The 14,684-nt window shown below is 72.5% G+C and carries 10 protein-coding genes; 5 read left to right on the top strand and 5 right to left on the bottom strand.

Features of this window, described 5'->3' with window-relative positions; genetic code table 11:
• Positions 1-53: 53 nt before the first annotated feature.
• Positions 54-1,025, bottom strand: coding sequence for a GlxA family transcriptional regulator (locus K7C20_RS30905; RefSeq protein WP_053210324.1), 972 nt, complete (start codon positions 1,023-1,025; stop codon positions 54-56).
• A gap of 141 nt (positions 1,026-1,166) precedes the next feature.
• Between K7C20_RS30905 and K7C20_RS30900 the strand changes: the two genes are divergently transcribed.
• The 3 genes from K7C20_RS30900 (at position 1,167) to K7C20_RS30890 (ending at position 6,477) form a co-directional block, all read left to right on the top strand.
• Positions 1,167-2,036, top strand: coding sequence for an SCO6745 family protein (locus tag K7C20_RS30900; protein ID WP_030078967.1), 870 nt, complete (start codon positions 1,167-1,169; stop codon positions 2,034-2,036).
• A 203-nt stretch (positions 2,037-2,239) separates the two neighbouring features.
• Entirely contained in the window at positions 2,240-4,708 is a 2,469-nt protein-coding gene (locus tag K7C20_RS30895; protein ID WP_053210320.1) for a Tex family protein, read from the top strand.
• A 554-nt stretch (positions 4,709-5,262) separates the two neighbouring features.
• Positions 5,263-6,477 carry a Cmx/CmrA family chloramphenicol efflux MFS transporter gene (locus K7C20_RS30890; RefSeq protein ID WP_053210319.1) on the top strand — a complete coding sequence of 405 codons (1,215 nt, stop codon included), beginning with the start codon at positions 5,263-5,265 and terminating at the stop codon, positions 6,475-6,477.
• On the opposite strand, the gene K7C20_RS30885 is transcribed toward K7C20_RS30890, so the two are convergent.
• Positions 6,459-8,468 (bottom strand): FUSC family protein, encoded by a 2,010-nt coding sequence (locus K7C20_RS30885; protein WP_053210318.1) that lies wholly within the window; start codon positions 8,466-8,468, stop codon positions 6,459-6,461. The genes K7C20_RS30890 and K7C20_RS30885 overlap by 19 nt on opposite strands.
• 232 nt (positions 8,469-8,700) lie before the next feature.
• A complete protein-coding gene (locus tag K7C20_RS30880) occupies positions 8,701-9,264 on the bottom strand; it encodes a TrmH family RNA methyltransferase (protein ID WP_048829109.1) in 564 nt (187 codons plus the stop codon).
• Between the two features lie 283 nt (positions 9,265-9,547).
• On the opposite strand from K7C20_RS30880, the gene K7C20_RS30875 reads away from it, so the two are divergent.
• Positions 9,548-10,588, top strand: coding sequence for an NAD(P)/FAD-dependent oxidoreductase (locus tag K7C20_RS30875; protein WP_048829110.1), 1,041 nt, complete (start codon positions 9,548-9,550; stop codon positions 10,586-10,588).
• A gap of 203 nt (positions 10,589-10,791) precedes the next feature.
• Positions 10,792-11,694 (top strand): D-alanyl-D-alanine carboxypeptidase family protein, encoded by a 903-nt coding sequence (locus tag K7C20_RS30870; RefSeq protein ID WP_245171816.1) that lies wholly within the window; start codon positions 10,792-10,794, stop codon positions 11,692-11,694.
• A gap of 105 nt (positions 11,695-11,799) precedes the next feature.
• On the opposite strand, the gene K7C20_RS30865 is transcribed toward K7C20_RS30870, so the two are convergent.
• Positions 11,800-12,561 carry a GNAT family N-acetyltransferase gene (locus K7C20_RS30865; RefSeq protein ID WP_053210317.1) on the bottom strand — a complete coding sequence of 254 codons (762 nt, stop codon included), beginning with the start codon at positions 12,559-12,561 and terminating at the stop codon, positions 11,800-11,802.
• Positions 12,562-12,901: 340 nt separating this feature from the next.
• Positions 12,902-14,656: a BCCT family transporter gene (locus K7C20_RS30860; protein ID WP_400850509.1), complete on the bottom strand. Its 1,755-nt coding sequence runs from the start codon at positions 14,654-14,656 to the stop codon at positions 12,902-12,904.
• Positions 14,657-14,684 lie beyond the last annotated feature (28 nt).

Genomic DNA, 14,684 nt, shown 5'->3' with positions numbered 1-14,684 from the left:
TACCGGCGTAGTGGGGTCGTGGCGGCCTGGTGGGTCGTGGCGGCCGGCGTGGTTCAGGTTGTGGGCACAGGCGGCCGGGCCGGCTGGAAGCGGCGGCGGTATTCGGCCGGGGAGGCGCCCAGCGCGCGGAGGAAGGCGCGGCGCATCGCCTCGGGGGTGCCGTAGCCGCAGCGGCGCGCCACCTGCTCGATGCCGTCGACGGTGTCCTCCAGGTGCCGGCGGGCGGCCTCCAGGCGTACCCGGTCGACATAGCGCCCCGGTGTCATGCCCACCTCGTCACGGAACGCGCGGGCGAAGTGCCGCGGGGAGAGGCTCGCGCGCTCCGCGAGGGCGTCGACGGAGAGGTCCGCCGCCGGGTTCTCGGTGATCCACTGCTGTACGTCGCGCAGCGGCCTGCGCTGTGCGGTCTGCGCGGCGAGCTGGGCGCTGAACTGGGTCTGGTTGCCCGGACGCCGCAGAAAGACGACCAGATGCCGGGCGATGGTCAGCGCGAGGTTCCGGCCGAGGTCCTCCTCCACCAGGGCCAGCGCGAGGTCGATACCGGCCGTCACGCCCGCGGAGGTGGCCAGGTCGCCGTCCCGTACGTAGATCGGCTCGGGTTCCACGTGCACCGCGGGGAACCGCTCGGCGAGGGTGCCGCAGAGCATCCAGTGGGTCGTCGCGCGGCGGCCGTCCAGCAGCCCGGCCTCGGCCAGCAGCAGCGCTCCGCTGCACACCGAGACCTTCCGCCGGGCGCGGTGCGCGTTGCGGCGCAGCCAGTCGATCAGCCGGGGGTCGGGGGTACGGGTGCCCTGACCGCCGGGCACCAGCAGGGTGTGCGGAGCCCCGACGGCGTCGAGCGTGAGGTCGGGGACGAGCGTCAGTCCGCTGGTGGTGCGGACCGGGGCACCGTCGAGACTGGCGGTGCGGATCCGGTAGGCGCCCGGTACCCCTTGGGACGCCCCGTTGAAGACGTCGACCGGTCCGCAGACGTCGAGGGCCTGCACACCGTCGAAGAGAACGACGAGCACATCGCGCTGTTCCATACCGTCCATCCTGGTCAGCAGCACCGATGGCGGCAATGACGGAAAACCCACCTTTCCTGCCATCGCGCCGCCAGCTCCGTACGGCCGCCCGTCCGGGCCCCTGGAACCACCTCCATACCGACGGGTCGGTACCCTGCCTGTATGACCTCTTCCAGCGCACTGCCCGAGCAGGCCGGGCGTACCTGCCACAACGTCATCAACCCCTTCCACTCCACGCACTACTTCGCGCCGGAGCTGCCCGCGGAGATGGCCGGGCTCGGCATCGAGAACCGCAGCGCCGGCTACTTCGCCTGCCGGGGCGCGGCCATGGGTGCCGTGGGCCCCGGCACCATCACGGCCACCTTCTACAACTTCAAGCACGAGCTCGTCGCCCAGCACGTCCCGCAGGTCTGGACCGTCACCACGCCGCAGGACGTGCTGGACGCCCGGCTGCGCGCCGCGGACGCCACGCTGCGCCGGCTGCTCGGCGCGGAGGCCCTCGAGTCCCCGGAGATGGCGGAGGCGGCGAAGCTGGCGCTGCGTGCCGCCGAGGCCTGCACCCGCCGGGCCCGGCCGCTGTACGCCGCGCACGCCGACCTGCCGGTCCCGGACGCCCCGCACCTGGCCTACTGGCATGCCGCGACGCTGCTGCGCGAACACCGTGGCGACGGCCACCTGATAGCGCTGCTGGACGCCGAACTGGACGGCCTGGAGGCGCTGGTCACCCACACCGCCAGCGGCCGCGGGATGAGCCACAAGGGCGTCATGGCGACCCGCGGCTGGTCGGAGGAGGACTGGCAGGACGCGCAGGAGCGGCTGCGGTCCCGTGGGCTCCTGGACGCCGAGGGCGAGTTGACCGAGGCCGGAGTCCTGCTGCGCAAGGAGCTGGAGCGCAAGACCGACCGGCTGGACCGGGCCCCGTACGAGCATGTGGGCGCCGAGGGCGTGGCCCGGCTCACCGAGCTGGCGACCGGCTTCACCACCACCGCCATGGACGCCGGGGCGTTTCCCGCGGTGCTGTTCGGCAAGTAGGGGCCCGCAGGCCTCAGGGCTCCGGGGTGCGGACGCGCCGTCCCCGCACCCCGGAGCCGGGCGGCCGCGATGCCCCTTTTCGGCCTCCGGGCGGACGCGGGGACTTCGCGGACACCCCGGGCGGCTGGGCGGCGCGACAGTCCGGCCCGCCACCCGGCACAATGCAGGCTCAAGCAAGCGCTGGAAGGCGGGGCAGGATCAACGTGACGGCATCCACTGAGTCCATCGGGGCCCTCGGGACCATCGAAGCGAGGATCGCCGGGGAACTCGGCGTCAAGGAGCGGCAGGTGAAGGCCGCGGTCGAACTGATCGACGGCGGCTCGACCGTCCCGTTCATCGCGCGCTACCGCAAGGAAGCCACCGAGATGCTCGACGATGCGCAGCTGCGCTCGCTCGAGGAACGGCTGCGCTATCTGCGGGAACTGGAGGAGCGGCGGACCGCGATCCTGGAGTCCGTACGGTCCCAGGGCAAGCTGGACGCGGCCTTGGAGGCGCAGATCCGCGGCGCCGAGTCCAAGGCGCGGCTGGAGGACATCTACCTCCCGTTCAAGCCCAAGCGGCGCACCAAGGCGCAGATCGCGCGGGAGGCGGGGCTGGAGCCGCTCGCCGACGGGCTGCTGAGCGATCCGTCGGTGGATCCGTCCGCGGCCGCCGCGGCGTTCGTGGACGCCGACAAGGGCGTCGCCGATCCGGCCGCGGCCCTGGAGGGCGCGCGGGCCATCCTGACCGAGCGGTTCGGCGAGGACGCCGACCTGATCGGCGAGCTGCGCGAACGCATGTGGTCGCGCGGGCGGGTCGCGGCGAAGGTGCGCGAGGGCAAGGAGGAGGCCGGCGCGAAGTTCGCCGACTACTTCGACTTCGCCGAGCCGTTCACCGAACTGCCCTCGCACCGGGTGCTGGCGATGTTCCGCGGCGAGAAGGAGGAGGTCCTCGATCTCGCCCTGGAGCCGGAGGACCCGTCGGCCGCCACCGAGGGCCCCAGCTCGTACGAGCGGTCCATCGCGCACCGCTTCGGCATCGCCGACCGGGGCCGGCCCGGCGACAAGTGGCTCCAGGACACGGTCCGGTGGGCATGGCGCACCCGGGTGCAGGTGCACCTCGGTATCGATCTGCGGCTGCGGCTGCGGCAGGCCGCCGAGGACGAGGCGGTGCGGGTCTTCGCTTCGAACCTGCGCGATCTGCTGCTGGCGGCGCCCGCCGGTACGCGCGCCACGATGGGCCTGGACCCCGGCTTCCGTACGGGAGTGAAGGTCGCCGTGGTGGACGCGACCGGCAAGGTGGCCGCCACGGAGACCATCTACCCCCATGTACCGCAGCAGAAGTGGGACGCCTCACTGGCCACGCTGGCGAAGCTGGCCCGCGAGCACGACGTCGAGCTGGTCGCGATCGGCAACGGCACCGCCTCCCGCGAGACCGACAAGCTGGCGGCCGATCTGATCGCCGCCCAGCCGGAGCTGAAGCTCACGAAGGTGATGGTCTCCGAGGCCGGCGCCTCGGTGTACTCCGCCTCCGCGTTCGCCTCGCAGGAGCTGCCCGAGCTGGATGTCTCGCTGCGCGGCGCAGTGTCCATCGCCCGCCGGCTCCAGGACCCGCTGGCCGAGCTGGTCAAGATCGACCCGAAGTCGATCGGCGTCGGGCAGTACCAGCACGACCTGTCCGAGGTGAAGCTGTCGCGCTCGCTGGACGCGGTGGTCGAGGACTGTGTGAACGGTGTCGGTGTGGACGTCAACACCGCGTCCGCGCCGCTGCTTTCGCGGGTGTCGGGCATCGGCTCCGGCCTCGCGGAGAACATCGTGGCGCACCGGGACGGCAACGGCCCGTTCCGCTCCCGCAAGGCACTCAAGGACGTGGCGCGGCTAGGCCCGAAGGCGTACGAGCAGTGCGCGGGCTTCCTGCGGATCCGGGGCGGTGACGACCCGCTGGACGCCTCCAGCGTGCACCCGGAGGCGTACCCGGTGGTGCGCCGGATGGTGAAGTCCGCGGACACCGAGGTCGGTTCGCTGATCGGCAACACGGCGGTGCTGCGCACGCTGAAGGCCGCGGACTTCGTCGACGACTCCTTCGGTCTGCCGACGGTGAGCGACATCCTCCAGGAGCTGGAGAAGCCGGGCCGCGACCCGCGTCCGGTGTTCAAGACCGCGACCTTCAAGGAGGGCGTGGAGAAGATCGGCGATCTGGAGCCGGGGATGCTCCTGGAGGGCGTGGTGACCAATGTCGCCGCCTTCGGGGCGTTCGTGGACGTGGGTGTCCATCAGGACGGTCTGGTACACGTCTCGGCGATGTCGAAGACCTTCGTCAAGGACCCCCGGGACGTGGTGAAGCCGGGCGACATCGTGCGGGTCAAGGTGCTCGATGTCGACATTCCGCGCAAGCGGATCTCGCTGACGCTGCGACTGGACGACGAGCACGGCAAGGCCACGGCGACGGGCGGCGGCGAGCGCCGGGGCGGCACGGGTGGCGGCGAGCGCCGGAGCGGCACGGGTGGCGGCGGTGGCGGCAGCCGGGGACCGCGTGAGGGCGGCCGGGTCGGTGCGCCGCGGCAGCGGCAGGGCGGCGGCGGGCAGCGCGGCGGTGACCGCCAGGGCCGCCGCGACGCCGGACCGGCCAACGACGCGATGGCGGACGCCCTGCGGCGGGCCGGACTGCTGGGCAAGGAGCGCGGCGGCCGCTGACGGACCACGGCGACGGCGGGCGGCGGCGGGCGGGACCCCGCTGCCGCTGAAGTGATCGATGCGGCGCAGGCCGACCGGGGACACGCCCGGCTCGGCCTGCGCCGCACGTCGTCCGCAACTGCCGTCGTGACTTCCGGGTACGCAGCCGCCGTCGGGCGGCTGGTCCCACTCCGCTGGTCCGACTCCGCTCGCCCCACTCCACCGTCGCCGAATTCCTTGGACGGGGTCCGCACGGCTCGCCTACCCTGCCCGTATGTCCAGCCCCGAGGCGTCAAGACGCTAGCCACCGGTCGTCCGGTGGCTTTGCACCCCGTCGCGCGCCGGCGCCGCCTCGTTGCCGCGCCCCCGCTCGGCCGTGCCCTCCCTGCCACCGGATCGCCGTAGTACGGGCCAGTTTCCGACCTGTTGTCCGCGTCGCCCCGGCGATGCCCCAGGTCGTCTCGCGCGGTGGCCGCGCGTGCCCGGCCGGACGGTTCTTCTCTCCGCCTCGTCATGGGTACCGCTGTGCCTGCCGCCGCACCTTTACGGTTCCCCTGTGGTTGCGGAGTTGTGCTGTGCCATTCGTTCTCCCTCTGCTCGGACTCGCGGTGTTCGCCCAAGGCACCTCCGAGTTCATGCTGTCCGGTCTCCTCCCGGACATCGCCCGTGATCTGCATGTTTCGGTCTCGGCCGCCGGCTCGCTGACCTCGGCCTTCGCCGTGGGAATGGTGATCGGCGCGCCGCTGCTGGCGATGCTGAGCATGCGCTGGTCACGGCGGCGCGCGCTGTTGGCCTTCCTGGTCGCGTTCCTGCTCGTCCATGTCCTCGGAGCGGTCACCACCCACTACGGGGTGCTGCTGGCCACCCGGATCGTCGCGGCGCTCGCCAACGCCGGGTTTCTGGCGGTGGCCCTGGCGACCGCGACCGCCATGGTCGCGCCCGACGCCAAGGGACGTGCCACGTCCGTCCTGCTCGGCGGCACCACCATGGCGTGTGTCGCGGGTGTGCCCGCCGGTGCGCTGCTCGGTGAACTGTGGGGCTGGCGTTCGGCCTTCTGGGCGGTGGCGCTGATGTCGCTGCCTGCCGTTCCCGGGATCCTGCGGTCCGTACCGGCCGACCGTGCCGGGCAGTCCGCCGACGCCGGCCCCGGCCCCGACGCCGGCCCCGGCACACGCGGAGAGCTGCGCGCCCTGCGCAGCCCCCGGCTCGTGGTGACCCTGCTGCTGGGCGCCCTGGTGAACGGGGCGACATTCTGTACCTTCACCTATCTCGCGCCGCTGGTCACCGATGTCACCGGCATCGGGGCCGGTTGGGTGCCCGCCGTGCTGGCCCTGTTCGGCCTGGGTTCGTTCGTCGGGGTCGGGGTCGGCGGCCGCCTCGCCGATACTCGTCCGGTCCCCCTCCTGGTGGCCGGCGGAGCGGCCCTGCTCCTCGGCTGGACCGTCCTCGCGCTCACCGCCCAGAACCCGGTGGCCGCCCTGGTGCTGGTCTTCGTCCAGGGAGCCCTGTCGTTCGGCGTCGGATCCACCCTCGTCTCACAGGTGCTCTACGCGGCGACCGGGGCGCCGACCCTGGGCGGCGGGTTCGCCACGGCGGCGCTCAACGTGGGCGCGGCGATCGGCCCGTGGTGCGGCGGCGCGGCGCTCACAGCCGGGCTCGGCTTCCGCTCGCCGCTGTGGGTGAGCGCCCTGCTGACGGCACTCGCACTCGTCCTCGCGGGTGGGGCCCACGGAGCGCGGCGCCGGACGGTGCGGCACGGCGCACCCTCGGCTCAGGACGCCCCCGCATAGCCACGGATGCGCTCCAGCTCCGTCGCGACGTCCGTGAGCGTGGCGCAGTCCGGAACCGGCAGCAGATCGGGGCCCGGCAGGCCGGCGTCGGGCTCGCGGACCGGGTCCTCCAGGGCGTCGGCCATCGCGGACAGTGCCTGGCACAGCCGCTCGGCCTCGGACACGCTCGGCCGGTGGGCGCCGTGGTCCAGGCGTACCGCGCAGGCGGTCGCGGCATCCACGATGCGTTCGGCCGCGGTGACGACGGTCAGCCAGTCGGGGTTGCGGTCGCGGGCGGCGAGGAGTTCGGCGGCGGCGGTCTCCGCTGCCGCCCTGGCCTCCCCCAGCGCCCGGTAGGCGGCGCGGCGCAGCGCCAGCCGCCGGGTGGGGTCCGTACCGGGTTCCGGCTCCAGGACGTGCCGGAGGAAGTCCTCGGTGCTGCGCAGCGCCGAGGTGACCCGATGGCCGACCCTGCGGCGCGGGTCGGCGAGCCGTGGCAGATGCCCGACGATGAGCACGATGCCGCAGGCGATGGAGGTGTCGACGATCCGCTCGGCGGCAGCCCCCGGGTCGCCGCTGACGTGCACGAACGAGAGCACCATGAGGGTGATCGCGACGGTCTGGAGCGCGAAGTGGCGCGTGGCGAACGGCAGCAGCGCGCCGCCCGCGCCCGCCACCAGCGCGGGCCACCACGAACCCGTCAGCAGCAGGCCCGCCCCGGCGAAGACCAGCACGCCGGCGACGGTGCCCGCGAAGCGGTTGACCGTACGGGAGAAGAGCGGGCCCAGGTCCGGCTTGACGAGGAAGGTGGTGGTCGCCGGGAGCCAGTACCAGTGTTCCGGGCGCAGCAGCAGGGCCACGGCGGCGCTGGCCGCGATGCAGACGGCGACCCGCAGGCCGTAGTCCCGTCCGGCGGGCCCGAACAGGCTGCGCCCGCGCCGCGTCCGCCCGCCGAGGGCAGCGAGCACCCCACGGACCACGGACCCGGGAACGGCCGGCCAGGCCGGGCGGCCGGACGAGGCCGGTGCCAACAGCTCCTGCGCCCCGGGCAGCGGCTCCTGGCGGGCGAACGCGACCACGGCGTCCAGCAACGCCTGGTCGACGGCGCCGCGCGCGGCCGTACTCGTCTCCGGGGCGGAGAGCCGGCCCGGGGGCCGCCCGGTGCGCAGGGCTTCGGCGAACCGGCGCGGGCTCTCCGCCACGCGGGACGGCAGCGGGCGGGCCTCCCACAGCAGCGCCACGCTGGCCTCGCACAGTGCGGTGGCCGCGGCGAACCGCTCGGTGAGCAGGAGTTCTTCCGTACGGGCGGGACGGTGCAGCAGCCGGCTGGTGAGCCGGCGCAGCCGCAGGGCCTCGTCGGCGCGGTCGAGCGCGGCGGTCAGCCGGCGCCTGGCGGGCTCGGCACCGGGCCCGCCCGCCGCGCCCAGGGCGTCGGCGAGCGCGTCGAAGACCGTGGCGACCGCCGCTCGCTCACCGCTGAGCGCACCGCCCGCGGGGCGCGGCGAGCGCAGTACGAGCCGGAGCAGGAGCAGCCACAGGCAGCCGGCGAGGACATAGAGGGCCTTCTCCCACGGCGCCCCGGGCAGCGGCATCCCGGCACCCAGGATGGTGGCGGCCAGCATCTGCATCCCGGCGTTGGAGCGCACCGGCCCGGCCACGCTGCCCGCGCCGGAGACGAAGCCGACGGCGAACAGTGCCGGAACGATCCACCAGTCCGCGTCGGCCGCCTGGAGCGTGGCGCCGATCAGCATGCCGAGCGCCGTCGCGAGGGCGGGCAGACCGATATGGACGATGCCGGTACGCCGGGTGCCGGGGCGGTCGTTGACCCCCGCCAGCATCGAGCCGAGACCGGTCAGGACACCGGCCGCCGGGTGGCCGGTCGCGATGCCCGCGCCCAGCAGCGGCCCGGCGCACAGCGCACCGCGGGCCACGGCCGCCCAGGGCACGGGCAGCCGCTGCCAGCGGAACGGGTGGGCCAGCCAGGCGGGGACGGCGCGCGGCGGGCGGAGCATGGGCCTCCTCAGACAACGGCATACGGACGGCGGAAAGCGGATCCGAGGGGCGGCATCGGCCAACGGTGCTGCTACCAGCCTAAGGTCCGGGATGGTCCGCACCGCTGCCACGGGGTTACCTCAAGATCACGAACGCATGGCGGGGAGACGGCTCCGGCCCGTATGCCATGCCTACGCACCCGCCTCCCGACACCCGGCACCCGGCACCCGGCACCCGGCACCCGGCACCCGCTCACAGCAGCCCCGCGAGCCGGTACAACACCAGCGACCCCGCCACCGCCACATTGAGGCTGGCGCCGGTCCCGACCATCGGGATCTCCACCACCTCGTCCAGCAGGTCCAGCGCCTCGGGCGGAATCCCGTGCTGCTCATGCCCCAGGACGAGCACCGTCGGCTCCCGCGCCGCCGGCAGATCCGCCAGGCGTACCGCCTCGTCGGCGAGTTCCGCCCCCACCACCCGCAGCCCCCGCTCGCGCTGCCGCTCCAGCCAGCCCAGCGGATCACCGGTCCAGTGCACACAGGCGGGTCTGCGGAGCGTATTGCCACGCTCCAGCGCCTCGGGCACCCAGGGGAACCGCGGCACGGTCAGACAGGCGCCGACCGCGTCACAGGTGCGCAGCAGGGTGCCGAGGTTGGCGCCGTGCAGCGGCCACAGCGGGGCGGCGTAGAGGTGGTCCCAGCACGAGTGGGCACGCGGCCGCCGGGAGCGGCGGAGTTCGCCACGGGTGCGCGTACGGATGGCGGGCGCGGCCTGCGGAACGGGAGCGGCCCCCGTGCGTCGCGCACGGCCGCTCATCGCCCGGCGGAGGCGGCCCTCCGGAACCTCGTGGTGGCAGTGAAGGTCTGCGGCAGTCTCTGCATCGTGTGCGGCGCTTGGCGGCGCGCCCGGCCCTCGTCGTCCGGACCGTCCATCGGTCCGGCTCTTTCCTCGAAGCCGTCCCCGGTCCGGGCACGGCCGCCTCATGCTAGGCCGCCGCGCCCCCCGCGTCCTCCCCTTTTCCGCCCGCCGCTTCCCCACCCCTCTTCCCGCCACCCGTCCCGCCCTCGTCAACCCCCGTCCCACCCGTTAGCGTCCCGCCATGACGATCGACACAGGTGACGTGGACATGTGCGTGGTCGGCGGCGGCGTGATCGGGCTGACGACGGCGGTCGCGCTGGCGGAGGACGGGCACCGGGTGCGGGTGGTGAGCCGGGACGCGGCGGGCGACACGACATCGGCGGTGGCCGGTGGGCTGTGCTGGCCTTACCGCATCCAGCCTTACGACCGGGCGGTGCAGTGGTCCGTACGGTCCTTCCAGGTGCTCGCCGCACTCGCCCGGCGTCCGGAGGAGACGGGCGCCCGGATGGTGACGGGCACGATGGCGGAGGCGACGACCGGCGGCCTGGGCGCAGGGCAGGAGCCGGGCGACGGCGCAGACAGTGATCTGGCCGCCTGGTACGACGCGGTGCCGGGGTTGCGCCGGGCGGGCGCGGAGGAGCTCCCCGCGGGGTCCGCGGCGGGGTGGCGGGCCCGGACTCCCCTGGTGGACATGCCGGCCCACCTCCGTTACCTGGAGCAGCGGTTGACGGCCGCGGGCGGGACCGTGGAGCGGCGCGAGGTCACGTCGCTGTCGGAGGCCGGCCGGGCCGCGGACGTCGTCGTGAACTGCTCGGGACTGGGCGCGCGCGAGCTCGTCCCCGATCCGGACGTCCATCCGGTCCAGGGGCAGGTGGTGATCGTGGAGAACCCCGGTATCGAGGAGTGGTACGTGTCCGCCGGCGCAGGTGCGGCGGAGACCACCTATGTGCTGCCGCAGCCGTACGGCGTGGTGCTGGGCGGGACGGCGCGGGAGAACGCCTGGTCGCGGGAGCCCGATCCGGCGGTGGCGGAGGCGATCGTGGCGCGCGGTGCGCGGCGCTTCCCGGAGCTGGCGGGGGCCCGCGTCCTGGCGCACAAGGTGGGGCTGCGGCCGGCCCGCCCGGCGGTGCGGCTGGCGGTGGAGCGGCTGCCCGGCGGTGCGCCGTGCGTCCACAACTACGGGCACGGGGGCGCGGGGGTGACCGTGGCATGGGGCTGCGCGGACGAGGTGCTGCAAAGGGTGCGGACGCTCCGGGCAGGTGGCGGACCACGCGGCCGGTGACTGCGGCGCGGCCCTGTACGGGCGGGTGCCGGGCCCCCGGCCGGAGTGATGCCTTCCGGCTGCCCGGCCGGGACTTGTGGATCGACGGCGAAAGAGATGAAGTTGCCGCCTGACGGCGCACATCCATTCACCGGTCTCGTGCGTCTCATGTGCAAGCGGCATTCCCATGTGGCCGCACTTCAGGGGCATTTGGAGTATACATTTTGAAAATCGGCAAAATCCGCAAAAGGGGCATTCGTCGCGCATCCGCGGTTGTCGTCACCGCGGGAGCCGTCCTGACGGCCGGGGCGGTCACCGCTCCGGCACAGGCCGCCACGCTCAAGACCCCCTCGATCGTCGCCCAGGGCGGCTTCGTGATGAACAACGGCACGGGGAAGACCCTCTTCACCAAGGCCGCGGACACCCGTAGGTCCACCGGCTCCACCACCAAGATCATGACGGCACGGGTGGTGCTTGCGCAGGCGAACCTCAACCTGGATTCCAAGGTCACGGTCCAGAAGGCGTACAGCGACTACATCGTCGACAACAACTGGGCCTCCTCGGCCAAGCTGATCGTCGGCGACAAGGTCACCGTCCGCCAGCTGCTGTACGGGCTGATGCTCCCGTCCGGCTGCGACGCGGCGTACGCGCTCGCCGACAAGTTCGGCAGCGGCTCCACCCGGGCCGCGCGCGTGAAGTCGTTCATCGGCAAGATGAACTCCACCGCCAAGTCCCTCGGCCTGAAGAACACGCACTTCGACTCGTTCGACGGCATCGGGAAGGGCGCGAACTACTCGACCCCGCGCGACCTGACCAAGCTCGCCGGCAGCGCGATGAAGTACTCCACCTTCCGTACGGTCGTGAAGACGAAGTCGACCAAGCAGAAGGTCACGACGAAGAGCGGCGGATACCGCTACATGTCGTGGGAGAACACCAACGCCCTGCTCGGCAGCTACTCGGGCACCATCGGCGTCAAGACCGGCTCGGGTCCGGAGGCCAAGTACTGCCTGGTCTTCGCCGCCACCCGGGGCGGCAAGACGGTCATCGGCACGGTCCTGGCCTCCTCCTCGGTGGCCAACCGCACCGCGGACGCGAAGAAGCTGATGGACTACGGCTTCAAGAAGTAGCCCGTCCGGGACACCCGAGGGGCCTGCCCGCAGCCGTCCGGCTGCGGGCAGGCCCTTCGTCATCGCGTCGTCATCGCGTCGTCATCGCCGTCGTCGCACCGCCGGTCAGCGCCTGGCGAGACGCGCCGACACGCAGGGGTCCTCGTTGCGGTAGCCGAGGCGGTCGTAGAGCCGTTCGGCGGGAGTGTTGTCCGCGAGCTGCCACAGCGTGCAGAAGCCGTGCCGGCGTACGGCGTACCGCGTCAGCCACGAGGTCAGGGCCGCACCGAGCCCCTGACCGCGCTGGCGGGCGTCCGTCGCGACCGACGCCATCAGCGGAGCGCCGCTGTCCCGCAGGCTGCTCAGCGCGCCACAGGCCACCAACTGCCCGTCCGTGCCGCGGATCCCGGCCCACAGGGTGACGTCGCTGGAGCCGGGTCCGGTGGAGTGGGCCGGGCTGTGCTCGTTGAGGAAGTCGAGCAATTCCCCGTGGTGGGACGTGTCGAGGACGATCACGCGCTCCTCCACCGGGTGCAGGGGCGGTGCCTCCAGCGTCCAGCGGAAGACCCACTCCACGACGTCGGTCACCGGCAGATGCCGCCGGACCTGGCCGACGGTGCCGCGCGGCCCGGTGAACTCCCGCACCTGCTCGGGCCGGCCCTGCGCGGCGCGCAGCACGAGCCCGGCGGCGGGATCCGGTTCGCCGACGCACCACAGATGCCCGCGGGCATCGTCGAGCCAGGCGGCGGCGCCCTGGCCCGACCAGCTGATCCGGCCGGCCGGGCGCTGCCGCGCGGCACCGAAGCGCAGCAGCGCGGAGCCGGCCTGCCGCTCCAGGCCCTGGGAGAACAGGTCTGCGGTCCGGGGGAGAAGAGTCGTTGCCTGCATCGCTCTCTGAGAAGTAAAGGGGGAGGCGAACAGTCCGGGCACGCGCACGCGCGTGACCGGAATCCGTCCATCTGGGTACAGGGGGAGCCCGGCAGCGGCTGCGCATACGCGCGCCCGGCCGACCGGGACGGCCCACTGTGACATACCGCCCCCGGCCCGGGGCAAATCCGCCTCCGCACCCCGGAACGATCACCGGCCGGGTGCGGGAACCACGCCGTGGCGAGGCTCCCGCACCCCACGTCCAGGCGCAGAGAGGGCCCTCCCCGGAGTCTCCGGGGAGGGCCCTCTCTGCGCGCCTCTCAGCGCGTCATCTCCGCGGCGGCATGACGAACCGCAGAGTTCACTTTCCGGCCTTCACCCCGGCCCCGGCGCCGTCGTCCTCTCCACCGCCGTCACCGTCACCGCTGCCGCCTCCGCCCGGCCCGATCTGGAACTCGAAGTCACCGTCGTACTGTTCATGGCCCGCGATCACGGCCATCTCGACGGCTTCCTCGCCCTTCTGGCCGCGCACGATCAGCGGATCGCTGCGCAGGTCGCGCATCAGCGCCCAGCACATGACGATCATCACGACCATGAACGGCACCGCGACCAGGATCGTCAGATTCTGCAATCCGGTCAGCGCGTCGCCCGAACCGCCGCCGATCAGCAGCATGATCGCGGCGACCGCGCCGGTCACCACCCCCCAGAAGATCACCACGAGCCGGGTCGGCTCGAAGGTGCCCTTCTGCGAGAGGGTGCCCATCACGATGGACGCGGCATCGGCACCGGAAACGAAGAAGATGCCGACCAGGACCATGACCAGGAGGCTCGTGATCGTGGCGAGCGGGTACTGGTGCAGCACATCGAAGAGCTGGCCCTCGGGCGTGCCCGCCCCGCTGAGCTTCTTGGAGGCCTGGAGCTCCATGGCCGTGCCGCCGAACACCGCGAACCACACCAGGCTGACCACGCTCGGCACGAGGATGACGCCGCCGATGAACTGGCGGATCGTCCGGCCACGGCTGATCCGGGCGATGAACATGCCCACGAAGGGCGTCCAGGAGATCCACCACGCCCAGTAGAAGACCGTCCAGCTGCGCAGCCAGCCGGCCACGTCGTCACCGCTGCTGGCCTCCGTACGGCCGGCCAGCTGCGGCAGCTCGCCGATGAAGGAACCGAGGGAGGTCGGCACCAGGTTGAGGATGAGGATCGTCGGACCGACCACGAACACGAAGACCGCCAGGATCAGCGCCAGCACCATATTGATGTTGGACAGCATCTGGACGCCCTTGGCGATGCCGGAGACCGCGGACAGGATGAACGCAATGGTCAGCACGGTGATGATGCCGACCAGCAGGGTGGTGCTGACACTGTCCATCCAGCCGAGCACCTTGATGCCGCTGCCGATCTGGAGCGCGCCGAGGCCGAGCGAGGCCGCGGAGCCGAAGAGCGTGGCGAAGATGGCCAGGATGTCGATGACCCGGCCGCCCCAGCCGTTCGCCCGCCGCCGGCCGATCAGGGGTGTGAACACCGCGCTCATCGTCTGCCGCCTCCCCCGCCGGAAGCAGCTGTACGCGATGGCCAGACCCACGACCGCGTAGATGGCCCATGGATGCAGCGTCCAGTGGAACAGCGTGGTGGCCATCGCGGTGTCCATCGCCTGGGCGGCGTCCTGCGGATCGGTGCCCGGCGGCGGCGTGGAGAAGTGCCCCAGCGGTTCACTGACGCCGTAGAACATCAGGCCGATGCCCATGCCCGCGCTGAACATCATCGCGATCCACGACACGGTGCGGAATTCGGGCTCCTCGCCCTCCTTGCCGAGCGTGATCCGGCCGTACTTGCTGACCGCCAGCCAGATCGCGAAGATCACAAAGCCGGAGGCGGAGAGCACGAACGCCCAGCCGAGGTTGTCGATCACCCAATTCAGCATGGATGTCGAGGCGTTCTTGAGGGATTCGGTGGAGGACGCTCCCCAGGCGATGAAGGCAAGGGTGAGCAACGCCGTCACACCGAAGACCACACGGTCGGTCTGTGGTGGCCCGGTCCGCTGCGGGTCTTCGGGAAGATCCGCGAGGGGTGTGCCACCCCCGTCTCCCGTTTCATTCACTCTGTCCGACACGTGTCACCTTTCAATGGATCATATTTTT

This window comes from Streptomyces decoyicus (assembly GCF_019880305.1).
GTDB lineage: Bacteria > Actinomycetota > Actinomycetes > Streptomycetales > Streptomycetaceae > Streptomyces > Streptomyces decoyicus.
Note: the sequence above shows the minus strand (reverse complement) of the source record. Positions and strands in the feature narration are given on the sequence as shown.

What these genes read in the sequence shown, in the direction of transcription:
- K7C20_RS30905 (WP_053210324.1), bottom strand. Translation starts at nt 1,025, where the DNA reads ATGGAACAGCGCGATGTGCTCGTCGTTCTCTTCGACGGTGTGCAGGCC.
- K7C20_RS30900 (WP_030078967.1), top strand. Translation starts at nt 1,167, where the DNA reads ATGACCTCTTCCAGCGCACTGCCCGAGCAGGCCGGGCGTACCTGCCAC.
- K7C20_RS30885 (WP_053210318.1), bottom strand. Translation starts at nt 8,468, where the DNA reads ATGCTCCGCCCGCCGCGCGCCGTCCCCGCCTGGCTGGCCCACCCGTTC.
- K7C20_RS30880 (WP_048829109.1), bottom strand. Translation starts at nt 9,264, where the DNA reads ATGAGCGGCCGTGCGCGACGCACGGGGGCCGCTCCCGTTCCGCAGGCC.
- K7C20_RS30875 (WP_048829110.1), top strand. Translation starts at nt 9,548, where the DNA reads ATGACGATCGACACAGGTGACGTGGACATGTGCGTGGTCGGCGGCGGC.
- K7C20_RS30865 (WP_053210317.1), bottom strand. Translation starts at nt 12,561, where the DNA reads ATGCAGGCAACGACTCTTCTCCCCCGGACCGCAGACCTGTTCTCCCAG.